This window comes from Marivirga lumbricoides, from assembly GCF_014636295.1.
Taxonomy (GTDB): domain Bacteria; phylum Bacteroidota; class Bacteroidia; order Cytophagales; family Cyclobacteriaceae; genus Marivirga; species Marivirga lumbricoides.
Genome location: NZ_BMEC01000011.1, coordinates 200,198 through 226,078, shown reverse-complemented (window position 1 = coordinate 226,078; position 25,881 = coordinate 200,198). Strand labels below are relative to the sequence as shown.

The 25,881-nt window shown below is 36.1% G+C and carries 22 protein-coding genes; 8 read left to right on the top strand and 14 right to left on the bottom strand.

The genetic code is table 11. The features are described 5' to 3' along the window. Positions 1-5: 5 nt before the first annotated feature. Positions 6-503, bottom strand: coding sequence for an Lrp/AsnC family transcriptional regulator (locus IEV85_RS17270; RefSeq protein ID WP_188465755.1), 498 nt, complete (start codon positions 501-503; stop codon positions 6-8). Between the two features lie 115 nt (positions 504-618). Here IEV85_RS17270 and IEV85_RS17265 point away from each other — a divergent pair, with 115 nt between their 5' ends. Beyond that, entirely contained in the window at positions 619-1,872 is a 1,254-nt protein-coding gene (locus IEV85_RS17265) for a cystathionine gamma-synthase family protein (protein WP_188465754.1), read from the top strand. A 67-nt stretch (positions 1,873-1,939) separates the two neighbouring features. Here the strand turns inward: IEV85_RS17265 and IEV85_RS17260 are convergent, their stop codons facing one another. The 4 genes from IEV85_RS17260 to dnaB form a co-directional block, all read right to left on the bottom strand. After that, positions 1,940-3,205 carry a sterol desaturase family protein gene (locus IEV85_RS17260; RefSeq protein ID WP_188465752.1) on the bottom strand — a complete coding sequence of 422 codons (1,266 nt, stop codon included), beginning with the start codon at positions 3,203-3,205 and terminating at the stop codon, positions 1,940-1,942. A gap of 136 nt (positions 3,206-3,341) precedes the next feature. Next, entirely contained in the window at positions 3,342-4,010 is a 669-nt protein-coding gene (locus tag IEV85_RS17255) for a LytTR family transcriptional regulator DNA-binding domain-containing protein (protein WP_188465749.1), read from the bottom strand. 204 nt (positions 4,011-4,214) lie between these two features. Further along, entirely contained in the window at positions 4,215-5,210 is a 996-nt protein-coding gene (locus IEV85_RS17250; RefSeq protein ID WP_188465747.1) for a zinc-binding dehydrogenase, read from the bottom strand. 73 nt (positions 5,211-5,283) lie between these two features. Then, positions 5,284-6,846, bottom strand: coding sequence for a replicative DNA helicase (dnaB, locus tag IEV85_RS17245; protein WP_188465745.1), 1,563 nt, complete (start codon positions 6,844-6,846; stop codon positions 5,284-5,286). A gap of 309 nt (positions 6,847-7,155) precedes the next feature. Here dnaB and IEV85_RS17240 point away from each other — a divergent pair, with 309 nt between their 5' ends. From IEV85_RS17240 to IEV85_RS17230, 3 genes are all read left to right on the top strand, one after another. Continuing rightward, positions 7,156-8,535: a UDP-N-acetylmuramate--L-alanine ligase gene (locus IEV85_RS17240; RefSeq protein ID WP_188465743.1), complete on the top strand. Its 1,380-nt coding sequence runs from the start codon at positions 7,156-7,158 to the stop codon at positions 8,533-8,535. A gap of 2 nt (positions 8,536-8,537) precedes the next feature. Then, the gene (locus IEV85_RS17235) at positions 8,538-9,341 is read left to right on the top strand and encodes a 3'-5' exonuclease (RefSeq protein WP_188465741.1); all 804 of its coding nucleotides are present in this window, start codon (positions 8,538-8,540) and stop codon (positions 9,339-9,341) included. Positions 9,342-9,552: 211 nt separating this feature from the next. Continuing rightward, entirely contained in the window at positions 9,553-11,850 is a 2,298-nt protein-coding gene (locus IEV85_RS17230; RefSeq protein ID WP_188465739.1) for a sensor histidine kinase, read from the top strand. Positions 11,851-11,854: 4 nt separating this feature from the next. Here the strand turns inward: IEV85_RS17230 and IEV85_RS17225 are convergent, their stop codons facing one another. Both IEV85_RS17225 and IEV85_RS17220 read right to left on the bottom strand, forming a co-directional pair. Beyond that, positions 11,855-12,430: a DUF3109 family protein gene (locus IEV85_RS17225; protein ID WP_188465737.1), complete on the bottom strand. Its 576-nt coding sequence runs from the start codon at positions 12,428-12,430 to the stop codon at positions 11,855-11,857. Positions 12,431-12,552: 122 nt separating this feature from the next. Beyond that, complete coding sequence (locus IEV85_RS17220; protein WP_188465734.1) at positions 12,553-13,878, bottom strand: sensor histidine kinase; 1,326 nt, start codon at positions 13,876-13,878, stop codon at positions 12,553-12,555. Between the two features lie 126 nt (positions 13,879-14,004). Between IEV85_RS17220 and IEV85_RS17215 the strand changes: the two genes are divergently transcribed. The 4 genes from IEV85_RS17215 (at position 14,005) to IEV85_RS17200 (ending at position 18,569) form a co-directional block, all read left to right on the top strand. Further along, positions 14,005-16,272 (top strand): ATP-dependent helicase, encoded by a 2,268-nt coding sequence (locus IEV85_RS17215; protein ID WP_188465732.1) that lies wholly within the window; start codon positions 14,005-14,007, stop codon positions 16,270-16,272. Next, entirely contained in the window at positions 16,273-16,833 is a 561-nt protein-coding gene (locus tag IEV85_RS17210) for a helix-turn-helix domain-containing protein (protein WP_188465730.1), read from the top strand. Positions 16,834-16,931: 98 nt separating this feature from the next. Continuing rightward, on the top strand, positions 16,932-17,870 hold the full coding sequence (locus tag IEV85_RS17205) for a hypothetical protein (RefSeq protein WP_188465728.1): 939 nt from the start codon (positions 16,932-16,934) through the stop codon (positions 17,868-17,870). Between the two features lie 198 nt (positions 17,871-18,068). Beyond that, on the top strand, positions 18,069-18,569 hold the full coding sequence (locus tag IEV85_RS17200; RefSeq protein WP_188465726.1) for a hypothetical protein: 501 nt from the start codon (positions 18,069-18,071) through the stop codon (positions 18,567-18,569). Positions 18,570-18,732: 163 nt separating this feature from the next. On the opposite strand, the gene IEV85_RS17195 is transcribed toward IEV85_RS17200, so the two are convergent. The 7 genes from IEV85_RS17195 to IEV85_RS17165 all read right to left on the bottom strand — a co-directional run bounded on the left by IEV85_RS17195 (position 18,733) and on the right by IEV85_RS17165 (position 25,878). Beyond that, positions 18,733-19,248: a YdeI/OmpD-associated family protein gene (locus IEV85_RS17195; RefSeq protein WP_188465724.1), complete on the bottom strand. Its 516-nt coding sequence runs from the start codon at positions 19,246-19,248 to the stop codon at positions 18,733-18,735. An 11-nt stretch (positions 19,249-19,259) separates the two neighbouring features. Then, the gene (locus tag IEV85_RS17190; RefSeq protein WP_188465722.1) at positions 19,260-21,818 is read right to left on the bottom strand and encodes a CHAT domain-containing protein; all 2,559 of its coding nucleotides are present in this window, start codon (positions 21,816-21,818) and stop codon (positions 19,260-19,262) included. Positions 21,819-21,820: 2 nt separating this feature from the next. After that, positions 21,821-22,783 (bottom strand): hypothetical protein, encoded by a 963-nt coding sequence (locus tag IEV85_RS17185; RefSeq protein ID WP_188465720.1) that lies wholly within the window; start codon positions 22,781-22,783, stop codon positions 21,821-21,823. Between the two features lie 107 nt (positions 22,784-22,890). Next, entirely contained in the window at positions 22,891-24,465 is a 1,575-nt protein-coding gene (locus IEV85_RS17180; protein WP_188465718.1) for an NFACT RNA binding domain-containing protein, read from the bottom strand. Position 24,466: 1 nt separating this feature from the next. After that, complete coding sequence (locus IEV85_RS17175; RefSeq protein ID WP_188465716.1) at positions 24,467-25,228, bottom strand: MBL fold metallo-hydrolase; 762 nt, start codon at positions 25,226-25,228, stop codon at positions 24,467-24,469. Further along, entirely contained in the window at positions 25,225-25,500 is a 276-nt protein-coding gene (locus IEV85_RS17170) for a hypothetical protein (RefSeq protein ID WP_188465714.1), read from the bottom strand. The genes IEV85_RS17175 and IEV85_RS17170 overlap by 4 nt, the downstream gene beginning before the upstream one ends. Continuing rightward, entirely contained in the window at positions 25,501-25,878 is a 378-nt protein-coding gene (locus IEV85_RS17165) for a response regulator (RefSeq protein ID WP_188465712.1), read from the bottom strand. It lies immediately after the preceding gene. Positions 25,879-25,881 lie beyond the last annotated feature (3 nt).

The window sequence follows — 25,881 nt, the reverse complement described above, 5'->3', positions numbered from 1 at the left end:
TGGCTTTACGATTCCTCAGTAAGAGGTACCGCTGTAGTGTCTGTTATCCTGGACATCACAAAAGAGCTTTGCACATTAGCAAGGTTTTCGTTAGTGGATAGTTTATTCACTATAAAATGCTGGAATGCGTTCATATCGCGAACAAGAATTTTTAAGTGATAATCATACTGGCCTGCTAAATGATAGCATTCAACCACTTCAGGAATGTTTGCAACATGTTTTTCAAATGCAGCTAATTTTTCCTTGGTATGTTTTTCAAGCCTTACCATGCATAAAGCCATCAATCCTTTACCTACTTTAACAGGATTAATAAGCGCCACATAAGTTTCAATTACTTTCAGTTTTTCAAGCCTCTTTACTCTTTCATAAATAGGAGTGGTTGTTAATTCTAATTGCGAGGCGAGGTCTTTGTTGGTTATTTTTGCATTATTTTGTAACTGGCGAATAATATTAATATCTATCGAATCTAACCTGATAGAAGAAGGATTTTCGGTTTCGATCATTTTCAGAATTATAATTTAGGTTATTGATCTATAAATATATGTAATAATAGATTTATTTTCCTTAATGAAATAGATTTAAGTTTTTTATTCTAAATTTAACAAAAAATATAGAATTATGAATGATCATACTTTTTCTCCTGAGAGCCAGATGATGTCTTTCGGTTACAAGCCGGAACTTTCTGAGGGGTCTATTAAATGTCCTATTTTTCAGACTTCCACTTTTTGCTTTAAAAAGGCAGAAGATGGGAAGGCTTTTTTTGAAGTAGCTTATGGAAAGCGTGAAAAAAATGCAGATGAAGAGTTAGGTCTTATTTACAGTAGATTAAATAATCCTAACCTACAAATTACCGAAAACAGGCTTTCTCTTTGGGATGGAGCTGAAGATGCAGCTATTTTTGAAAGCGGTATGGGAGCTATAAGCAGTATGTTGATGGAGTTTACCAAACCCGGTGACCTGGTGCTCTATTCCATGCCTGTTTATGGTGGTACAGATCATTTCATTACTAAGGTTTTACCAAAATTTGGTATTCAATCAATAGGTGTTACACCTTTTGAGGACAAAACTGCGGTTTTAGAGAAGCTTGAGAAAAGCGGGATGAAGGACAAACTTTCTTTTATTTACCTCGAAACCCCGGCTAATCCTACAAATTCTCTCGTTGACATCGGTATGTTTAGGGAAATAGCTGATCAGATCAAATCTGAGGAACAACCCATTTATATCGGTGTTGATAATACTTATATGGGGCCAGTATGGCAGCATCCACTACAGTTAGGAGCTGATATGGTTATTTATTCAGCTACGAAATATATTGGAGGCCACAGTGATTTAGTAGCCGGAGCCTGTCTGGGTTCAGCTGAATTAATGAAGCGCGTAAAAGGATTTAGAACTTTTATGGGTAACATGGCAGGCCCTCATACCGGTTGGCTATTGATGCGTAGCTTAGAAACCTTGAAAATCAGAATGGAAAAGCAAGCATTGAATGCCGAGTTGGTCGCACAATTTCTGAATGACCATCCCAAGGTGGAGAAGGTATACTATCTGGGCAATTTGAAAGAGTCGGATGGCAGACAATATGAAATATTTAAAAAGCAATGTCTTTCTAATGGAGCCATGATCTCTTTTGATATAAAGGGAGGTGAAAAGGCAGCTTTTAGGTTCTTAAATGCAATGAAGCTAATTAAATTGGCGGTGAGTTTAGGCAGTACCGAGTCTTTAGCGGAACACCCCGCTACCATGACCCACTCTGATGTGGATTATGACCTACGTCAGGCGATGTCAATCACTGAGAAAATGGTCAGAATTTCTATTGGTGTTGAGGATGCAAAGGATATTATTTGGGATATAAACCAGGCACTGGAAAAAGTTTAAAAAGTAAAGAGAAGGTACTACTAAAGTAAGTATCTTCTCTTTACTTTCAGGCATTGCAGAAGGTGTCTCAGGAATTGCTGATGCTGGTGTTTCGGGAGGTATTTGCTTTTGTGACAGGTTTTCTAAAATAGAAGCTTGCGTACGAAATACTGGCTCCGGCAATAATGAGGATTAAAAAGGTAGTCCATTCTGTTAAGGAGGCTAAACCTGATTGATGGAGAACAAAAATCATAGAGAAGGCCATGAATAATAGCCTGGCCACTTCCATTCCCAGTGCCCAGGGCTTAGATTCTAAAATACCGCTCCAGCTGATGATCATCATAAATAAACCGCTGGAGAGAATGAATCTTTCCCAAAAATTAAATTCAAGCTCCATATTAATCGTAATAGCCATATAAACAAGCCCGATAAATAACTGAATGATGAGGTAGCTTTTACTGTGTTTAAGAGGCTCACTTTGATATTTTACCTGCTGAGATTTATTGTAGCCGATTACTTTACCGGCAGGTTCTGCATCTATACCTCTTGGCCTCCAGCCGGTAGGCATAAACCATATTCTGATCTTATCCCAAACATAGGGGGTGCTTTTCGCATCTTCCCATAATTGTTTCCAAAACTGAAAATTTAAACCGATAGGGTGCCAGCTCCTTGGTGGGTGGGTTACTCCATAACAAACTTCTTCTTTCTCAGGCTCGAATGAACCGAACAGTTTATCCCAGATAATTAGAAACTCAGAGTAGTTTTTATCTATATATTGAGGATTTACCCCATGGTGTACCCTGTGATGAGAAGGAGTGACAAAGAATTTTTCAAACCAGCCCATTTTATTGATTATAGAGGTATGGTGCCAATAGGCTAATAATAAATGCACTGCAGCCATCGCATAAACCATTTCAGGGGAGAATCCGATCACCACGAGGATCCAATCGAAAAATACAAATTGGAAAAGTCTTTGGGTAAAGCTGGCTCTTATTCCTACAGAGAGGTTCATTTCTTCAGATGAATGATGTGCCATATGTGCCGCCCAAAATATATTCATGGAATGACCCAATCGGTGAAACCAATAAAAAATAAAGTCCTGAAGCAGTAGTAAAAGAATGAGCATATACCACGTAGCTTCTATTCTCAAAGGTGTTAACTCATATAAGAAGCCATACCATTTGTATACAAAAAATGCTACTGCCAAATTAATACATTGGTTGCCAATACCTGTGCCCAGGTTGGTCATAGTATCCTGAAAAGGATAGTTCTTCTTTTGAAAGCGGACTGTGATAATTATTTCTATCAGGAATAATAGTACCACGATGGGTGTGATGTAAGCATAAACATTCATAACTCATTATTTGGAATTTAAACCTTTATTAAATGCCTTCATAAGGTAGTTGAAGTAAGCTTTTAAAGAAAAGTGAAGTGGCGTACAGGTATAAATTTGGGGTTATTCAGCAGAATTGTGGTGAAATAATATAGTGCTAGGGGTGAAATTTAGCCGACATTTTCTTTTGAATGGCTAAGTAATGTGCAGAGGAAACAGGAATTTCTTTTGGATATTGTTCCAGCATAATATGGGCTTTTTGCTTGTGCCCGGTTAACTCCCTGATGTGCCAGTGAGCTACAAGGTAGGAACGATGGCAGTAGCTCAATTGAGGAACTTGCCTGGCCATTGCAGCTAATGTATTGCGCATCAGTACTTCTTGTACTTCTATGTTTTTGTTCAAATAAATGATTCGGACATAATTGTCTTCGGCTTTTAAACAAAGAAGTTGTTGAAGCGAAATTTCCAGATGATCCTCTTTATTCTGGCCTGAAAGTGAAATGTTTGGGTTGATCAACTGCTGCTGTGAAATTACTTTTCCGTACTTGATTCTCAAATAAGCGATAAAAGGTAACAATAATAATGCAAATGGAACGGTAAAGCGGTAGCTATAGGTGGCAAAGTAATCCCAGGTAATAGCAGTTTGTTTAGTGATGAGTAAATCGTAAAGATAAATCATCAGGGATGAAATAATGAAAAGGCCTAGTAGGTAAGCTATTTCAGTAGTTAAAGTCCAGCTTTTTTTCAATCCAAAAACCCAGGTTTTTTCCAGAGTTATCAGAATAAAGTCAGCAAATAATATGCAGATACCGTATCCTGCCAGCATAAGGTTTTTGTTAGGCAGGTGCTTTTCACCTGTATCAAAGGGTTTTAAGAATATTAGTATAAAAATAACTACTAAACAAAGTGCAAAGCTCAGGAGAAGCCTCTTCTTTAAGGTATAAACATGTGGATGCTTTTTATATAAGAAGCGCAAAGTCATTTCCTAATTAAGCACAAATCAATAAAACGGAAAAGGACTTGGCGTTATTTATTCGAGGCTTACTACTAATTTCCCAAACTGTTCACCCGCTTTCATTTTATCAAAAGCTTTTATAATGCTATCAAAACCTGTTACTGAATCAACTATTGGTGTAATTTTATGTTCTTCTACGAACTTCACCATTTCATGAAATTCTTCATCATTAGCCATGGTAGAACCTTGGAGGGTAATCTGATTCCAGAACATTCTGTGAACATCAAGAGATTTGGGTTTACCTAAAGTAGCTCCATAAAACACTATTCTCCCGGCAGGGTTCATTATTTTAATGAGGTCATTAATAGCATCTCCTCCTGCGCTATCAATTACCAAATCAAATCCCCCTGACTCCTTTCTGGCGTTATTAATCCAATCCTCACTTTTATAGTTATAAGCATTTTTAGCACCTAACTGCTTGGCTTTTTCTCTCTTATCAGCCTCACCAGAGGTTACATAAACATTTGCTCCGGCAGCAATAGCAAATTGAAAGGCAAACTGCGCTACACCTCCGCCTACTCCGGAGATCAGCACGTTTTCTCCTTTCATTAACTTTCCATGATGGAAAAGTGCTCTGTATGCCGTCATACCTGCCAAAGGCAAAGCTGCAGCTTTGTTAGTGTCTAAAAATGAAGGTTTTTCCGCCAGCCTGTGTGCAGGGATTTTAATATATTCAGCAAAAACACCATCTGAAGGTGTGCCCAAAATATGATAGTCTTTGGACTGCACCAGTGTATTGTTACCCCAGTTAATGTTTGGATTGATTACTACCATCTTCTCCAACCATTTTTTGTCTTCTTCATCTTTTACTTCTACAACTTCTGCACAAGCATCGGCACCTAAAATAGTACCTATCTGTATTCCTGGATATTTTCCTTCTCTTATAAATTGATCTCTGTGATTCAGAGCAGCAGCTTTTACCTTAAGTAGCACTTCTCCTTTTCCAATCACTGGAATATCCTTTTCTACAATTTGAATTTCATTAGGTGCGCTCAGTATCAAAGCTTTCATATCTGAAAAAATAATTCATTAAACACTCTTGAAAAGTAAAGTTGTTTGCGGCAACTATGTTTTCACAATACTTCTAGAACGGTGCTTCGTCATTATCGTTACTGCTGTTGCCATTCGCTTTGCTTGGCATTGTAATAGCGCCCGGAGAATCAAAATCAGAAGGAATGCCCGCAGCTGAAGGAAATGTTGTACCGTAACCCGGGCCGCTTTGTTCCATGCCTGGCGAATCCAAATCCATAAATTTGGTAAAGCGACCAATAAATTTCAAAGGAACAGTCTCTAAGGAACCGTTTCTATGTTTGGCAATAATTACTTCACCCACATTGGTGGTTGATAGACCGTTCTCATCTTCGGTAATTCCATAATATTCAGGTCTGTACAAGAACATTACCATATCGGCATCCTGCTCAATTGAACCGGACTCCCTCAAATCGGAAAGTTGAGGCCTTTTATCTCCGCCACGGGTTTCTACAGCCCTACTCAACTGTGAAAGTGCAATAACCGGGACATTTAATTCTTTTGCAATATTTTTAAGAGCCCTTGAAATAGAAGCAATTTCCTGCTCCCTGTTTCCTCCGGCACCACCTGATTTAGAAGTATCACCTGACATAAGCTGCAAGTAGTCAATTACAACCAGTTGTATGTCATGCTGTTGCTTCAGTCTCCTACATTTTGCTCTAAGTTCAAGAATGGAAAGGGCAGGGGTATCATCTATAAAAATGGGTGCTTCTGTCAAACTGGCTGTTTTGTAAACCAGTTGCTGCCACTCGTGATCTGCCAGCTGACCCTTCTTAATTTTTTCACTATCCAACTCAGCTTCAGAAGAGATTAGCCTGTTTACCAACTGAACGGCCGACATTTCCAGAGAGAAAATAGCTACCGGTTGCTTGAAATCTACTGCTGCATTTCTTAAAGCAGAAACAATAAAAGCTGTTTTACCCATACCTGGCCTTGCAGCTATAATTACCATATCAGATTTTTGCCATCCTGAAGTTACCCTGTCCAGAGCAGAAAAGCCAGTAGGTACACCTGTTAAGCCATCAGTGTGATTTCTTCTTTCCTCAAGTTCTCTAAATGCATCCTTCATCAGGGAATGCATATCAGCATAGTTCTTTTTAATGTTTGAGTTAGTCACTTCAAAAAGCTCCTGCTCGGTTCTATCTAGTAAATCAAAAACATCTATTGTATCCTCGTAAGCATCGTTCTGTATTTCACCTGAAATTTTTATCAGCTGTCTTTTAATTGCCTGCTCCGCAATAATTCTTGCATGGTACTCAATATTTGCCGCAGAGTTTACTCTTGAAGTGAGCTCTGTAATATAATAAGAGCCCCCAACAACCTCGAGTTTCCCGGATTTTCTGAGTTGGTTGGTAACTGTTAAAAGATCAATGGGTTCCGAATTGTTGAAAAGTGTTACGATGGCTTTATAGATCTCTTCATGCGCATCTTTATAGAAACTTTCCGGTTTTAGAATATCTATTACATTGGTAAGTGCATCTTTCTCTAACATTAAAGCGCCAAGCACTGCTTCCTCTAAATCTACGGCCTGAGGCGGTATTTTGCCTAAATTATTACCAAATTCAGCCTTTTTTGATTTATAGCCAAGCCTTGCAGCTGACGATTTATTTGATTCCATATTCCCCTATCTTAAATTCGAACTAACAAAGCTAATTTAATAAAATCATTAACCGTAGTTAAAACCAACCAAGTTTCCGACAAGTTTTCCACAGGTTATCAACACTGAAAAACTCAGTTTAATTTGCCGCGGCACTAACTTTATTCTATTTTTGGAAATCTCTTATAATAAACGGAGGTAAGCAAAGATATATTATCCTTTACAGACTTATCAGATTAATTGATCCTGAGGTTGGTAGGTATATAATTATAAAATTTTGTCCCAATATTTTGGGTGAGTTAGTGGTAATTAAAAGCTAGTGATAAACAAATGAAGTTAAAAGATATTGAAAAAGTACATTTTATAGCGATAGGTGGAAGTGTAATGCATAATTTAGCATTAGCTCTGCATAAAGAAGGCTTGAAAGTGAGTGGTTCTGATGATGAAATATATGAACCTGCTGCGGGTAAGTTAGAAAAAGCCGGAATTAAACCTGAAAATGGATGGGATGCAGGAAGAATTACTGCTGACCTTGATGCTGTAATTTTAGGGATGCATGCTCAGGCAGATAACCCTGAACTATTAAAGGCCAAAGAACTTGGTTTAAAAATCTATTCTTTTCCCGAGTTTATCAAAAAGCTTTCAGAAAACAAGCAAAGAATAGTGGTGGGGGGTAGCCATGGAAAAAGTAGCATCACAGCAATGATAATGCATGTATTGAAGTATGCTGGTAAAGCTTTTGATTATCTGGTGGGTGCTGAATTAGAAGGATTTGACCTAACTGTTTCTATTTCTGATGCTCCAATAATCATAATTGAAGGTGATGAATATTTATCTTCCAAATTGGATCCTGTGTCAAAATTCCTAAAGTACGACCATCACATTGGTATCATTTCAGGTATCGAGTGGGACCATAAAAATGTATTCCCTACATTAGATGATTACACAAAGCAGTTTGATGATTTTGCTGACAAAACCCCTAAAGCAGGATCATTAATTTATTGTGAAGCAGACAATCTTGCCAATATTGTAGGCTCTAAAGAAAGAGAAGATGTCAGGAAATTGCCTTATAATGCCCATCCATCGGAGATAAAGGATGGCAAAACCTACCTCATTACGCCTGACAAAGATAAAGTTGAGGTTAAAGTTTTCGGAAAACATAATTTGCAGAATATTAGTGCAGCTTATGAAGTTTGCAAAGCTGTAGGTATAGCTCAAAAAACTTTTTATGAGGCTATTGCTTCTTTTAAAGGAGCTCAAAACAGGTTAACGCTTTTGGCAGAGTCCAATGGTAATTTTGTATATAAAGATTATGCTCATGCGCCTTCAAAACTTAAGGCTACTGTAAACGCCCTGCATTATCAATATCCGGACAATAAATTATGTGTAGCTTATGAGCTGCATACATTCAGTAGTTTAGATCCTGACTATATGAAAGAATATAGCGGTACCATGAAACATGCTGACCAGGCTTTTGTATTTGTAAATCCCAATAACCTTAAGCTGAAAGAGGGCAAAGGATACACTGAGGAAGAGATACAAAAGGCGTTTGACCGATCTTCTATTCATTATTTTAATGATGCTGATCAACTGGTGAACGCCATGAAGGAATTCAAAGCCAGCCACTCTAAATGCACATTTGCTTTTTTAAGTTCAGGGCATTTTAATCATATAAATTTCAAATCCATCGCAAACGAATTAGTTTCTTAATTATGTATTTAAAACTCACAAACCCACTGGTATTTTTTGATCTTGAAACCACAGGAACTAATATTGTTTCTGATAGAATAGTGGAATATTCGTTCATTAAAGTAATGCCGGGAGGTGAGGTTATCAATAACACAGAAAAGGTAAATCCTGAGCGTACAATCCCTTTGGAATCAAGTCTTATTCATGGTATTTACGATAAAGATGTAAAAGATAAACCGCCTTTTAAAGCCATGGCTAAAGAGTTGGCTACTTTTTTAAAAGGATGCGATTTGGCAGGGTTTAATATTCTAAAGTTTGATGTACCGGTATTAGTAGAAGAGTTTTTAAGGGCAGATGTAGATTTCGATATTTCTAAAAGAAAGCTTCTGGATGCACAGAAAATTTTTCATATGATGGAAAAACGGACACTAACTGCAGCCTATAAATTTTATTGCAATAAGGATTTAGTTGATGCACATAGTGCTGAAGCAGATACAATGGCCACATTGGAAGTGCTTGATGCTCAAGTGAAAAAGTATGAAGGGCAAACACTTAAGGACTTGAAGGGAAACGTAATTGGAACTATAGAAAATGATGTGGAAACATTACATCAACTTACTAATGAAAATATGGTTGACCTTGCCGGCAGATTCGTTTTTAACGAAAAAAGTATAGAAGTATTCAATTTTGGAAAGTTTAAAGGAATGGTAGTTGAGGAAGTTTTAAAAAAGGAAACTGGTTATTATGACTGGATGATGAAAGGTGATTTCCCAATGGATACCAAGAGAAAACTTACTGAAATAAAGCTGAGAGGCTTTAAAAGATAGATTACAAAATATTAATCAGGGAATAACTATGTGTTTTCAGGCAATGGATTATTCCCTGATTACTTAAAAGATTTACATCTTTGATGATATTGTATTTCCTTCCATTTATTGTTTGAATTTAGCCAGAATCATACATTAAAAAGATTTAGGTCTCATTAGTAGAAAACAAAAATTGTCTTTATCTTATCTTTAATGTTATTCTTGATAAGAAATGCATTCTTTAGGTTCTGATAAATTTATTCAATTAACAAGTTATTTATTAGCCGGAAAGTACAATTACAGGCTGCTTGATGAGCATAATATTACTCATTTCAAGGACTATTGCTGTTATTTTGTTCTGGTTGAAGAAAGAATATTATACGTGTTTTCCGCAGGCGAGGCTGATAGAGATAAGTCCATCGCATTCTTTCAAAAACTATTAAATGCTTATCAATTTAAGGGAAGTAAGTCAGAAAAACTTACTTTAATTGTTGACGCCACCGGTCTAAAAAATATGCCTTTTTCTGCAAGAAAGAAGGAGACTTTCTTGATGCCTGAATTTATAAACAAATGGAAAAATATACTCTATATAAATGATGGTATAGCCAAAGTAATATTTGATATGTTTGATCTTCAAAAGCCAACTTATCTAAAAGGAATCCAAAAAGTAAGATGTATGGAGGAAGCTCTTGATTGCGCCTTAAACAATAGTTCTAAAAAGGAAACAACTGTTGATACAATGAAACTTCAATCATTAAACAAGCAGGAACTAATTCAAATGGTACAGCAGCTTCAAGAGGAAAATATTCAACAGAAAAAAGCGGTTGAAAGCCAGATAGGAAAAGTATTTGAGGTGATCTCACAACTATCATGGGAAAATATCAATTCTGTTAAGTTGAATGAAGTGGAAAAAGATGATCCTTTTGCATCTGTTTACGGAATTTTAAATACTACAATCAGGGATTATAGTAAGATGAAGGATCAATTGCTGGCACTGAAGAAAGATTTTAAAAATCGTTTAAGCGCAAAAGTAGGTCAAACATTTCATCAGGAAGCGAGCTTACGTGCAATTTTTGATAGCCTTGATTCAGTTGTGTGGTACGTGGATTCTAACTTTAACCTGGTAGCGTTTAATAAAAATTTTACCAGACATGTAAAGTCTATTTTTGGTCTTGTTCCGGAAGTAGGGATGAATATTTTAGAACAACCTCAGATTGCAAATAGGTTTGAAGGAATTAAGGAGCGTGTTGGAATAGCATTGTCAGGAAAGGAGTCAGTTTATATTGATCAATATAAAGAAGGTGAAGAAGTTGTTAAGGTTGTAAGTTCTAAAATACTTCCCGTGGTAATAGGGAATGAAGTAATAGGAGCAGCCTGCCTTACAACAGATATTACTGAAAGTTATTTCAATAAGGAAAAAATTGAAAGAAGTGAAAAGATTTTAGCTTCTGTTAATAAGAATATTTCTGAAGCATTATACCGAAGCACTGCAGAGAAAGGTCTCATTTATGTAAATGAAGCTTTTGTTACCATGTTTGGCTATAATTCCAAGGAAGAGCTTTATAATAATAGTTCATTGCCAAGCCTATACGCGGATGCTAAAGATCGGAAAAGGTTAGGAGAAAGATTGATCAGAGAGAAGCAGTATACTAATGTTGAAGTCCTATTTAAAAGGAAAAATGGAGAGACTTTCACAGGTTTATTAAGCAGCATGTTAACTGTTGGAGAGGACGGCATTAATTACTTTGATGGTGCTATTCGAGATGTAACAGCCATTAAAATAGCTCAGGAACGAATGAAGGAACAAAATGAGGAACTCACTAAGCTCAACAGCGAATTAGATAGCTTCGTGTACAGTGCCTCACATGATTTAAAAGCTCCTTTAAGTTCAGTAAAAGGTTTAATTTATCTGGCTAAACTGGAAAAGGATAAAGAAAAAACAGATGAATACCTGCATCTAATTGAAAAGAGCGTCACTAAGCTTGATGAATTTATTGAAGATATTATCAACCTTTCAAGAAACTCGAGGTTGGAGGTTTCGAAGGAACTTATAGAATTTGCAGGGATCGTTGAGGATACGTTGGATAACTTTAAATACTTACCAAATTTTGAACGGATTAGATATGTATTAGAGATTGACCAGCAATGCGAATTTTACTCGGACAAGAGAAGAGTAATGATTATTTTTAGTAATATTATTTCTAATGCTATCAGGTATTATAACCCTAAGGCTTCAAATCCTTACCTAAAAGTTGAGGTGAAAAATACTGAAAATGAAGCAGTTATTTGTGTTTCAGATAACGGGATAGGCATTGATAAGAGGTATCAAAAGAGGATTTTTGAAATGTTTTTCAGAGCTACAGATAGTAGCAAAGGCTCAGGAATTGGTTTATATATAGTGAAAGAAACCATTGATAAACTGAATGGGCAAATAAAAGTAAAATCTGTAGAGGGAGAGGGCAGCGAGTTTAAAATCATTCTGCCCAACCAAAGAAAGGAGCAAGCGCTTGAGTTACCTGAAATAGCTTAAGTACTTACTCTGTTTCTGTTTTATTCTCAATTTCATTCACTAATTCCTGATACCACTCAGCACCATATTTACGGATAAGTGCATCCTTTACAAATTTGTATAAAGGAACGCCCAATTTTTCACCAAAGTCGCAAGCAGGATTACAGATTTCCCACCTGTCATAATTTAATGCATCATATTGTTCATATGCAGTGATTCTGATAGGGTAGAGGTGGCAAGAAATAGGTTTTTTGAAATTTATCTTGCCATCATTATAAGCTTCTTCAATTCCACATTTTAAAATGTTTTTCTCATCATAGATGGCATAAGCACATTCCTTCTCATTAATTGTGGTAGTGCTGTAATCACCCTCCCAATCTTTTATGTAGGTGCCCTGTTCTTCAATTGCCTTAATTCCTTCAGAAGAAAGATAGGGCTTTACTTTTTCGTAAATCTCTTCCATGATAGGCAGCTCTTCTTTATTAAGAGGTGCGCCTAAGTCTCCTTCTACACAACATGCTCCTTTACATTTTTCAAGATTACACACAAAATTTTTATCTTTTATGTCCTCTGATATTACTGTGTTCCCTATTAAAATCATGTCGTAAAATTATAGCTATTCCTTTGTTCTGCCTAATTATTGACTAATTATCTGGAATAATTAAATACTTGTTAAAGTAGTAATTTTTCGCTGGAAAAGTTCCATTTGAAAAAACAATCATGTTAGATCATGGGTAGAAACACTTTAAAAACCGTACCTTTTCCTACAGAGCTTTCACATTTAATTTGACCATCGTTTGCATCAATAAATTCTTTTACCAGCATCAGGCCAATACCTGCCCCGCTCGCGGATGAGGTGCCAACAACATTGTTTTTATTGATTTCAAAAAGACTCTGAAGCTTGTCAGGTTCTATTCCGGGGCCAGAATCCTTTATAATGATCATATAATTTCTATCCATTGGTTTACCGGAGATGGAAATTTCTCCCCCATGAGGAGTAAATTTAATGGCGTTAGAAAACAGATTTCTTAGAATAATCTGAATCATTTCTCTATCTCCGTTTATTAAAATATTAGATTCAGGCTTTACTTTCAATAAAATAGCTTTAGAAATGAGTTGATTTCTGTATAGCTCTTCCAGGGATTTTATTTCGCGCCATATATCAATTTTAACCTTTTTAAGTGCTATGCCTTCCATCTGACTTTTAGACCAGGCCAAAAGATTGTCCATTAAAATAGAAGTGTTTTGCAAATCCTTCTCCAGGTCTTTGCTGAGGGTTTTAAATTCCTCGTGCGTGAGTGCCTCTTTGTTAAATAAGGAAACAATTCCTTTTAAAGAGACTATCGGGCCGCGAACATCATGCGAAATAATGGAAAAGAGCTTATTTTTTATATTATTTAGGTTATCTACCTTTTGAATTTCTGCATGAAGCTCTTTCTTACTTAGAAAAAGGTTGATCTTTTGCCTTTCCAATAAATAAGCTGCTAAAAATCCCACAGAATAAATTACAGCTAGCTGACTAATTTGCCGGGAAGCAATTGTAGAATAGTTGAATAGCTGAATATATATTATATAAGTAGCAAAAAAGAAAGTATTTATTAAAATAGCATATCTAAACCGGAAGCCCATAATGGTAGAAATAATAAAAATTAAAACCATTAAAATATTGGACAGGAAAATATCGAACGCAGGGTCTTCATTGAAATGATAGTGCATAAAAAATACTCCTGCCACAAAAAATGACACGGCCATTGCTATAAGTTGAGTAAGGGCATAGTGCTTATCTTTAAAAAAGAAAGTAGAAGCTCCAAAGATTAGAAGAATTAGTGCTATTACACTTCTGAAAATGGCTGAAACCAATTTATTGTTCTCATATCTCCACATATCTATGAAGACAAATACAAGACTAAGTATAGCTCCAAGTCCAATCACGAGCCTGAGGGCATAGAGGTCTTGCTTAAAGAAATTTTTATTAAATTCTGCGTCAACCTCGCTATTGTAAAATGATAACAAAAACGGGTTCAATTTGTACTGGTGCCCTTTTTTCATACGCTAATAAAATATAATATAGCTAAAAAATATCAGCCTTTAAATATTTTTAGATAAGAATTAATGATATGTTGATATTTCCTCCTAATTACGATGTGAAGTGAGGAATTGGTTATAAATTTGTCTATGGATTATTTAGAAGAGTTAAATTCCCCACAGAGAGAAGGCGTTGAAAATTTAGATGGCCCTACCATGATTATAGCAGGTGCCGGGTCAGGAAAAACGAGAGTGCTTACCTATAGGATTGCCCATTTAATCAGGATGAAAAACGTGGATCCATTCAGCATTTTAGCGTTAACGTTTACCAATAAAGCAGCAAAGGAGATGCGTGCCAGAATTGAAAAGGTAGCAGGCACTGATGCTAGAAGCCTTTGGATGGGTACTTTCCACTCCGTGTTTGCTAGAATTCTGCGTTCTGAAGCTGATAAATTAGGTTATCCCAGCAACTTTACAATTTATGATACAGATGATTCTAAGTCGCTCATAAGAAGTATTGTAAAGGAAATGGGATTGGACGATAAGGTATATAAACATAATGTTGTATATAATCGTATTTCAGGCGCCAAAAATAATTTGATTTCGTGGCAGAATTACCTCAATAATCCTTTATACATATCTGAAGATGAGCAGGCTCAGAAACCTAAAATGGGCGCTATTTACAAAGAGTATGTACAAAGATGTTTCCGTTCAGGAGCAATGGATTTCGATGATCTTTTGTTTAATACCAACGTATTATTTAGGGATCATTTGGATGTGCTGAATAAATACCAACAGCGTTTCAGGTATGTGATGATTGATGAGTTTCAAGATACTAATATCTCCCAGTATTTAATTACAAAAAGATTGTCATCTGTCCATCAAAATATTTGTGTGGTGGGTGATGATGCACAGAGTATCTATGCATTCCGTGGCGCCAATATCCAGAATATCTTGAATTTTGAAAAAGATTATCCTGATTTACGCGTAATTAAGCTGGAACAGAATTACAGAAGCACCCAAAATATTGTTAATGCGGCCAACTCTGTCATTCTAAAAAATTCAGCTCAGTTGCAGAAAAATGTTTGGACAGATAATGACAGTGGTGAGCTGGTACATTTAATAAAGTCTACTTCGGATAATGAAGAGGGTAGGCTTGTGGCTTCTTCCATATTTGAAGATAGAAACAATAAAAAGTTGCAGAATAAGGATTTTGCCATACTCTACCGAACAAATAGCCAGTCTCGTTCAATGGAGGAAGCCTTAAGGAAAATGAATATCCCTTATCGTATTTTCGGAGGCCTCTCGTTCTACCAAAGAAAAGAGATTAAAGATTTACTCGGCTATCTGCGCTTCACCATCAACCAAAATGATGAGCAATCCTTCAGAAGGATTATCAACTTGCCAAAAAGAGGAATTGGTGCCAGCTCAGTAGATAAAATTGTAATTGCAGCTTTCGAGAATGACAAAAGCATTTGGGAAGTGCTGCAAAATATTAGAAATTTCTTACCTGGCAGAACAGCTAATGCTGTAGAGAATTTTGTCAATCAGATTAAAACTTTCAAAATTAAAATAGAGAGAGCAGATGCGTATGAAACGGCTTCATTTATAGCTAAGCAGTCAGGATTGCTAAGAGAGCTGTATGATGATAAAACCATTGAAGGACTCAATAGGTATGAAAACGTTCAGGAGCTTTTAAACGCTATCAAGGAATTTGTTGATACCCCTGGGCAGGAAGATAAATCATTAGAAGCTTTTATTGCAGATGTAGCCTTGCTTACTGATGCAGATAAAGATGACCCTAATGACACAGATTATGTCAATATGATGACAATTCACTCTGCTAAAGGTCTTGAATTCAGGCATGTGTATGTAGTTGGGATGGAAGAAGATTTATTTCCTTCTCAGATGATGTTAAATAGTCGCGCTGATTTGGAAGAGGAAAGAAGGCTTTTTTATGTGGCGATTACGAGGGCAATGGAAAAAATCACTCTTAGCTATGCCTTAACGCGTTACAGGTTCGGGCGGCTTAAAAGTTGTGAGCCGAGCAGGTTTATTGAAGAAATTTCACCTGAATTTATTAAGGTAGATAGAAAATTTAATAATCCGGAGCCAATGGGCAGCCTTAATTCAGGAGTTAGTGGAAGTAATTATGCCAGAAACCTGGTAGCACAAAGGAAAGTTGAAAGCAATAAAGTACCGCCGGGCAAGAAACTTCATACACCTTCTGCAGATTTTGCGCCTAGTGACACCAGAAAACTTGACACTGGAATGCGGGTAGAACATCCGAAGTTTGGTTTTGGAGAAGTTAAAAAGATGGATATTGAAGGAGCTAATAGAAAGGCGACTATCGAATTTGAAAATTTTGGTGAGAAGACCCTTTTATTAACATTTGCCAAACTTCGTATCATGGACTAAATGCTAAAAGTCAGAGAATATAGGGAGAATAAGGGCTTAACTCAGTCAGAATTGGCTGATGCATCCGGTTTATCTTTAAGAACTATTCAGCGGGTTGAGGCTGGAGAAACTGTCCCGAAAGGCCATACGCTAACTGTGCTTTCCAAGTTAATGGGGGTAGAACCTTCAGAACTCATTGGTATAAATAACAGGAATGATCAGTTGAGCGATGAGCTGACCGACCAATTAAAATTGATCAATATATCTGCTTTAACATTCATCTTAATTCCTTTCGGGAATATTGTTTTTCCATTCATTCTTTGGAGAAAGTATAAAACAAATCCTTTGGTAAATAAAAACGGTAGATTCATTTTGAACTTTCAGATTATTTGGACCCTACTGGTTTCCGTTTTGCTTTCTGTAAGTCCTTTTGTTCAAAATTATTTTCAGCTAACAACTCCTCTGATTTTACTAGTACTCTTAGGGAGTTACTGTACAAATATTGGAATGATTTTTAGATTGGGAACCATCATTTCCAGAGGAAATTTAGATCAGCTAAAGGTAACTTATCAGCTATTATAACATGGTTTTTATGAATGTCATATAATTGGCATATCACTGACGCTTACTAACAACTTTCTTATTCCCAGTTTTGCACAGGATTTTTAAACCTTTGCATCATGAGAATTATTAAAATTACAGCGTTTACTTTATTGCTTTTATTATTATCTGGCGCTATCCTTGGCTACTTTTATTTTGAAAAAAAATTCACTCCGCCTGATAACCAATTAAGGGTTTCCAATGGAGAAGATACTTTAAAAATTAAATGGACAGCCAATAATGATAGTGAGATTTCTGCCTTACTATTGCCTGTACTGTTAGAGGGAATTCCCGATACATTTTATATGCAATTTGACCTCGGTTCACATTCCACTCTTTTTTACAGTAGAACTTTAGAATCTTTGAAAGATCAGAATATATTTAGCTCAGGGTTAGATGAAAAACGAGCTTTCAATTTTACCCTCGGAAATGTTGCTGTCTCAACAAATGATGTCCGTACTCTTAATTACGGAGCAAAAATAGACCTGAATTCATCAGCAGTAAATATAATAGGCACATTAGGCGCAGATATCCTTGAGCATAAAGTGGTAGCTTTTGATTTTAAACATCATACAATTCATTTTTTAAATACTTTTCCCGAAGAGGTAAAAAAGGAGTCAATTTTACCATTTCAATTTAGAGAGAGGAAAGTTTTACTTCCTGCAAAAGTGAGTGGTGAAGAAACGTTGCTTTACTACGACTCCGGTAGTAGTGCTTTTGAATTAATTACAAACCATGAGCAATGGGGTAAATTGGCAACTTCAGGTGCTGTGGAGCAAACTTATAAGGCTAATTCATTAGGGAACCCATTAAAAGTACATAATATAGCAAGTAGAGGTTCTATAACATTTGGTAACGAAGTTATTCCCTTAAATTATGTCACCTATATTGAAGGTACTTCTATGGTTCAAAATCTTTTAATGTATTTCAGTGGAATGAGGGGAATGATAGGGAATAAATTATTTATGGATAGAATACTTATTTTGGACGCAGCAAACGAGAAAATGGCTGTTTTATAGCAATTGGCTAATGCCTAGGTGAATCACCTAATGAAAATTTCGGCAAAGTACTCATGTTCTTCCTATGATTTATTGTGACTTTTGAATAACAAAATAAATCAATGATTACTAAGTGGGGTAAAGCTCTAAGGTGATTTTAAGCTAATCGCCAGAAGCGCTCTCCCAGATGAGTGGTCACCAATTATAAAGTTTATTGCCATGAAAACATATAATAGAAGTCTTCGAGTTTTGGATCACAAATTTGTGATTGCGCTTATTGTGCTATTTACTTTATTGGGTTTAAGCATGAAGCTTAAAGCTCAGAGTCCTGTTTTAGGAAGTGATTATGCGAAAGTAACCAGCAGTATGAAAGTTAAGTTGAATGATTTTGACTACGATATTCTGGTTCCTAAAGTATTAAAAGCTGATTTAGAGGGATACGAGAATATAAGGTTTAATCAGGTAGTATATGTTACTGATGAAAACCCTGGCTTTTATTTGTTTTTAAACAACCGATGGGAAAAGCAAAATGTTAGAGATTTGCTGGCTTCTATAGATATGAATTTAAAAATGAAAAAACCTGAGGTAGAGGATATTATTATACAGGTAGTAGTAAATGAGAGCAAGCAAATGTTAGATTACAATGGCCATATAGCACATTTATACAGAGGGTTTACTTTTGAAGAAGGGGGTACTCAACTAGTAGTTTCAATTAAATAGCGCCTATTAGGCAATTACACAACAATCAATGATGTGAGTCTGAAAGTCAGCATCAATTGATTACCCATTGTGTAATCTGATTTTAGATTACATATAAGCATATAATTAAACTCTATTCAAAATCCATTCATTAAAGCCAAAGCTTTAGGAGTGGATTTTTTATTTAAAGAGCTTTGTTATTGAAAGCTTTAATGGTTTCATTCAGCAGTTTGAAATTAAGATTACCTTGTACATCCTTCAGGTGGTAACCTATTGCCAGTGCCTTCCTGAGTCGGCTGTCAGGGCTTTTAACTTTGGTGATGATATAAATTAAGCTTCTCTGCTTACCTTTTGTTAGCTGATGGAAATATTGACTAACCTCATCATCCTGATCAATTAGTGCCTGAAACTCCTCAGGCATCTCGAAACCATAAGTTGAATTGTCCTTTTCTAAGGTAACTTCCACTGAAGCCCCTTCCTGTAGTGATAGTTTGTTCATGGTAGATTTATTAACAAGAATGAACCAATAGTGCTCACTCTTCATAATGGCAGCAGGCCATGAAAATTCGCCATTCACAGTGCAAATAACGCGTTTATTATCACCAATTATCACCTCCTTGGCAATTTCATCAGGTATAGAAAAATGATAATACCAAAGGTTAGAATCAAATTTACGGATTTTAGAAGTCAGCTTTTTCATATTTATAAGACCTATTTACCCCATAAAATAAAAGGAGCCCAGAAATAAGGAGAAGAAGAATCTGACCTGATCATTTCTAATTTTGCATTTCTTAAGGCTGAGGAATAAGTTTCACCTTCTCCAATGCTATTAGTATAAAAATCTCCCATCAGGGCGGCTGTTGAGCTATCAGCTACTTTCCAGATGGAAACCATCAGGTTATTTGCACCTGCATAAGAAAAAGCCCTGCCAAGTCCCAAAACACCTTCTCCTCTGCTGATTTTTCCTAAACCCGTTTCACAGGCTGAGAGAGAAACCAGGTCCGCATTAATCTCTAAAGCGTAAATCTCCCCGGCATAAAGAACTCCATCTTCTGCTGAGTCAGCTTTGTTAAAGAAAACACCTGAAAGTTCAGGAGTTTCAATATCAACAAGTCCATGAGTAGCAAAATGAATAAATTGATATCTCTTTAATTCACTGTTTTTAAAATTATTTTCAGTGGCTTTAACATCTCTTAATAAGCTGGGATGTATGTTGTTTCTTCCACATATTTCACTGATTAAAGTAGTTTCGGTGCTTGTTCCTGGTAAATCAGGCAATGATAAAGATTGAAAGCTCACTGGTGCAACCAACAAAGCTTCTTTATTAAATATTTGTTTTTTGTCGGCCAAATGTAAGGTGGTTGAAAACCCATAATTGATTTCATATTCTTTTATAAGATAAGGAAGGCTTGAATAGTTAGTGCTATTGTCAGGCTTCGAGGTGAGTAAAGCCTCAAATGGAATTTTTGCTAAATCTCCGTCAGGAATTACAGTTAATCTGTTTATTTCTTTCTCAATCTTAAAAGGTAGCAGCTTAGTAAAGAGCTGATAGGAAATCTGCTCAAATTCTTTCTTCAGGTTGTACGAAAGCGTGTTTCTGTAGGCTCTTATCCACTTATCTATTTCGTTGGAAGATTTTATCCGATATACTTCAAACTTTCTTTTACTGATATAATACAGATAAATTTCATTTATATCCCGGTCATAGCTATAATTGAGTATAGCTTCCCCCGTTTCCAGTCCTGCTTGGATGGAGGAAAGGTTTGCTACCTGCAAATTATGTTTAAGGTTGTAGTAATCAGGATACTCATTTTTGATGGTGCTAACCAGTGTCTCATACTGACTTTTATTCTGAAACAGATCTTCTCTCAATTTTTCGGCAAAGCTTTCATTCTTTATAGTAGAAGCAAGCGAAAGTTGTGTGCTTAGATAGGCTATTTCGTTTTTAAGCTGGTTTTCTTCGGTGAGCAATGTTTCCGGAATTTTTCCAAAAGACTTAGCTTCTGACTCCGCCAAAGCACCTAGTAGTGAAGAAGCCTTTGATTTTTCCGCATATAAAAGTGCCTTTTTATAGTGCTCTTTAGTGAATAAAGAAACCTCATTTAGTTTTATGGTAATTCTTTGAGTATTTTCATATACATCCGAAGCTAACTCACTTAAGGCAAGTAAATCCTTTTTACTTGTACGGCTACTTCTTAATATTTGAATTAAATGATCAGCTGACTCCAGTGATTCAAGTGCCAGCAGAAGATGTTGTTTTTTAAGAGAATAGCTATTGTAGTATGCTTCAAAAATCTCAGATTTTCTGAGAAGTATAATTAGTTGATTATAAGGTTTAATGGCATCATCTAACTCAGGATTTTGAGTGACATCTGTATCTGAAAATTCAAAACTATTAGAGATAAGTGCTTTTTGATTAAAATTTAGTGCTTTTTTAAATTCATTTTGGTTTTTATAAACGTCAGCTAGCAACATGTAAGCACTGGCTAACTCTGTGTTTTTTTCTCCTAAGGCATTTTTATAGATTTCTATAGCTTCCAGATAATTATATTCTGCCAAAACGGGGTCACCAATTTTTGAATAATTATTAGCTAAATTTACGAGTATAAAAGCTTCAGTGGTGGTTGGATCCGGAAATACTTTTTTCCAATCTTCCATTGCCTGATTAAGTGCCGATAACGATTGCTTGTAATTTCCTTTGCTAGCTTCCAGTAAGCTAATATTGATAGTAGTTTGTATAATCTTTGAGAGATTTACGTCTTTATTTTCTCCATATAAAATGAGAGATTTCTTATAGAAATCAATGGCTTCATCGTAATCTATTCCACTATAAATTAGACCAAGGTTATTAAAATTGTCAGCCAGAATATTATGGTCCAGCTGCTCTCTTTTATTCCTTAGGTAAAGAGCCTGCTGAAGGTGCTCCAGTGCCAGTTCATCTTTTCCTTCATTCCATAATAAAATTCCTTTATTGCTTAAAGTTCTGCAATAAAGCTCAGAAGAATTGAAGTGAGAATCTTGTTTCTTTTCAGAAAGGGCGGAATCAAAATAGTTAAGTGAAAGGTCATTTCTTCCTTTTAAAAGATAGAGTTCGCCTAGTAAAGCTGTTTTTCCTTCAATGTGATTTAGGTTTTTTACTTCAGATATTAAAACATCCAGGTTCTGATTTTTAGATCGGTTTATGTATTCTTCATAAAATTGAGGTATTTGCTGAGCGGAGATACGGCTTACAACATGAAGCAGTAAAATAAAGAGGAGAGTAGCACGCATTTTTAAAAGTTATAATTATAGGAAAGGTTGAGGACGTGTTTTCTGGTAAGGCCATCAGGGTTATAATCTCTGTCTGTAATTTTTTGGCCATAGATAAGCTTCAGTGAAGAAAAAATATTGAACCGATACCCTACTCCTGCCAGAGCAGAAAGTGCTAACCCCGTAGTTCCCGGTAGTTTTTGGTATTCACCAGTTTCATCTTTGCCCTGATCTTTAGTAATTCTATAGATGGGAAGAATACCAAAGTTGAAATTGAGTCGGGAGAGCCTGAAGTTACGTTCTATTCTTATCATGATGTCGGCTCCACGCCTTAAGTCAACAGCTTCATCATGTTTTTGCACATAATCAAAACCTCCCGGTCCCGGGTACCATCCCCATTCAACCGGGTCGGCCCCAAAAGAATTTTCATTCTGATGGATGATGGGCTGCTGATAACCTACTGAAAATAGCCACTCTCTGTTGATTAATGAAGAGCCTAATACAAGGTCATATGTACCAAGTGAAACCTGGTAGTACATGGGCAGTACCACATCATGAGATTGTTGTTTTAAATCAGAATGTCCTGTAGGTATTTTAGCCCCCATTGTAGCTAATAACTTATAGTCCGAAATGTCAGCAATTTCTTTAGTGGCACTTAAAGAAATATCACCTATTCCTGATGTCTTTCCGAAATTGCCATTTATCCACATGTAGGGAACTTTGAATTGCAGATTAACTTCGCTTTTAGTTTCGAAACTGAGATCTACTATACCTGCTCGAATGATGGCGGAGTTATTACTCTGTCCTTCATAAAAATTAAAGGAAACAGAGCGCAATCTTATTATCGGATTTCCATTAAAATTCTGATCAGGCCGCATGGCTCCCATGGTGCAAAAACCTGCATCGCTACAGCCTTGAGCCCAACTTTTTAAAGAGAGCCCCACAGTAATAAAGTGTAAAAAGAGTAGTATTTGAATATATCTCATCTATTAGCGATTACATATAATGGCTAAGGTAAAGTTAATCTTGAAAGTATGCAATGTGAATTACCTTAATGAGAAATTCTTCTTGCTTTTTGGTGCAGTATAAGTAACTAAACTTTAGGATTGGCAGTCCACCAGTCATTAGGAGTAACAAGAATTGTATCTTCTTTATCCACATGTACTAAGCCTGGAGGTAAACCTTTTGGCTTTCTAATAAATTTTTTAGGAGTAACAATAACTGGTGTAAGGCTATCTGTTTTTCTTTTAGAATAAAATGCAGCCAGTTGAGCAGCTTTTTCTATCACCTCCCTGGGAAAAGGCTTATTACTTTGTTGTTTTAATATAACATGGGAACCACTGACGTCCTTGGCATGAAGCCATAAGTCATCTTTTTTAGCGTATTTTAATGTTAGTTCATCGTTTTCTCTCGCCCCTTTTCCTACCAATATAGTGAACCCGGAAGTTTCAAATTTTTTGTAGGGTACCCTTTCTTCCACTTGTGCATGCTCAGCTTTAGGGTTTCTTTTAATGAAAGATTTTATACTTTTTACGTCTTCAGCCGCACTTATCATTTCAATCTCTTTTTCCACTTCAGCTAAAGCGGTTTCCTTTGAGGCAATGGCTTCTTCAATCTGATTCAGTTCTATTTTTTGATTCTTTGATTTTCTATAAAGGTTTTCCGCATTTTTCTGTGGACTCAAAGTGGTTTTTAAGGAGATTTTTACTGGCTCATTCGTATAGAAATTAAACAGTTCCACTTCATTTGCATGGGGAGGAATCTGGTGTAAGTTGGCCATTAAGATATCTGCCAGTTCATTATAGCCTGGTTTATCCTGAATTTCCTGTAGTTTAGTTCTGGATTTACTAATGTAATTAATGTTTTGGTTCCGCTTTTTTTCCAGTGTCTTCAGAAGTTGCTTTTTTTCCTTTCTGATGAAATTTTCTTTGGAATAAGTATAGAAAAATCGGGTAATACCTTCTGTAATACTTTTTTCTTCATGAAGCACTTCCCCCACCGCAACGAGGGAAAAGTATATTTCATCTTCCCACAATACAGTATAAAAGGAGCGGGGATTGAGTAGGTCTTTATGCAATAAATGTATTATTTCCCATTGTTCTTCCAGGGGTTTATTAGCTAAAGATATTGACTCTAAATATTTACTGATTAATTTACCGAAAGTAGGAAAAATCTTCTTGTAGTTGCCTTCCGCTTTAAAAAATGCTTCTTCACTTTGTTCAATAGGCCTGTGTAATTCTGACAGACTAAGTTCCAGATCCTGTGGGAAATTACTTCTAAATAGCTTAAAGGCATCATTTCCTTCAAAAGCCACGATGTTGGAACGATTTCCATGCATTTTGAACAGCAATGCTAAACCATTGGTAAAGTGAAAACTGAAGCAGCGTTCATTCTGGTACTGGATCACTTCAGTTAAGTGCTGACCGATGAATTCCTCAAAAAGGTTCACACTGTTTTTCTTGGTTCTGGCAAAATTATCTGGAAAGCAAATGCATGAAAATTCAGGGGTTAAAGAAGCCTTAATGTAAAATGGCTTCTTCTGCTCATTCTCAAAGACCAGAATGAGTTCATCTTTACTTTGGCTAAAGCACTCATTCAATGTACTGCCAGTAATAATGCTTTGTAGTTCCTGTACTAAAGCACGAAAAGCGTAATAATTATTATGCATATTAAAGCTCCAGTTTCAAACCATCATAGGCCAGGTGCATGCCTTTAGGTAATTCTTCTTCAACTACACTGTGTAATCCCATACGATGTCCCATATGTATAAAATAGGCGGTAGGAATTTCAAGTTCTTTAACCACATCAATGGCTTGCTCCAGGTTGAAATGGGAGAGATGGTCATTTTTTTGAAGTGCGCTTAACACTACCACACTGCTACCTCTTATTTTTTGCTTTTCTTCTTCAGAAATATAGTTTACATCGGTTATGTAGGTAAAATCTTTTATTCTAAAGCCAAAAACAGGTAATTTATAATGGAGTACATTTATGGGAAGTATTTTTGTACCTGTTATTTCAAAAGGTTCATTTATGATTTCGTGCAGTTTTACCCTGGGAATACCAGGATACTTATTACTAGCAAAAATATAGGAGAATTCTCTCTCAATTTGTTCTAAAACAGGTTTTCTGCCATAAACAGGCATATCCATATCCTGCTTGAAGTTATAGGCTCTCACATCATCCAGGCCTGCAGTATGATCTTTGTGCTCGTGCGTCATCAATACCGCGTCCAGGTGGTCAATTCTTTCCCTGAGCATCTGAGCCCTGAAATCCGGCCCGGTATCTATAACCAGGCTTTTTTCATCTACTTCAATGTGTATACTTGTTCTAAGTCGTTTATCCCTGAAGTCCAATGACCGGCACACCTCACACTGGCAGCCAATAACCGGCACTCCCTGGGAAGTTCCTGTTCCTAGAAATGTAATTTTCAAAGTGCTAATTGCGTTTGTTTCAATTCTAAATAGAAGCTTCTGTTTTTATCGCTGAAAGCTTTTACATCCAGATCAAGGTTTTTTACCAGATCAACAAGGCAGTTTATCTTGCCTTCTGTATCAAAAAACTTATTGATAATCACTATCTTCTGATCCTTCAATACACAATATCCTGATTTGAAATTCCCTTTCTCGTATCTCAGGATATAATCAGATTCTGAGAAGACATCTTCCAGTTTATTTAAAAATGAATTTGTGTATTTTATCTGCATTTAACTGGATAATCTTTTCACTGTTTCTACTAATTGATCAAAGTTGAGTGGCTTTGGTAAATATTCATTAATACCCACTTCTTTAAAATCTTCAATGCTGTAGTTTTTTGCATTTCCTGTTATAGCAATGATAGGAATGTTGGCTTTCTCTTTATTATCTAAGCTTCTAATAGCCTTGGAGCATTCCATACCATCCATTATTGGCATGTTAATATCCATCAGGATGATGTCAAAATCTTCTTTCGCTAATATATCCATCACTTGCTTCCCGTTTTTAGCTGAATGGATACTATAATTTTGCATCATTAAGATTTTCTTCGTTAGGTTTTGGATAACTGAACTATCTTCAGCAATGAGTACTTTTTTATTTTCTGCCATGTT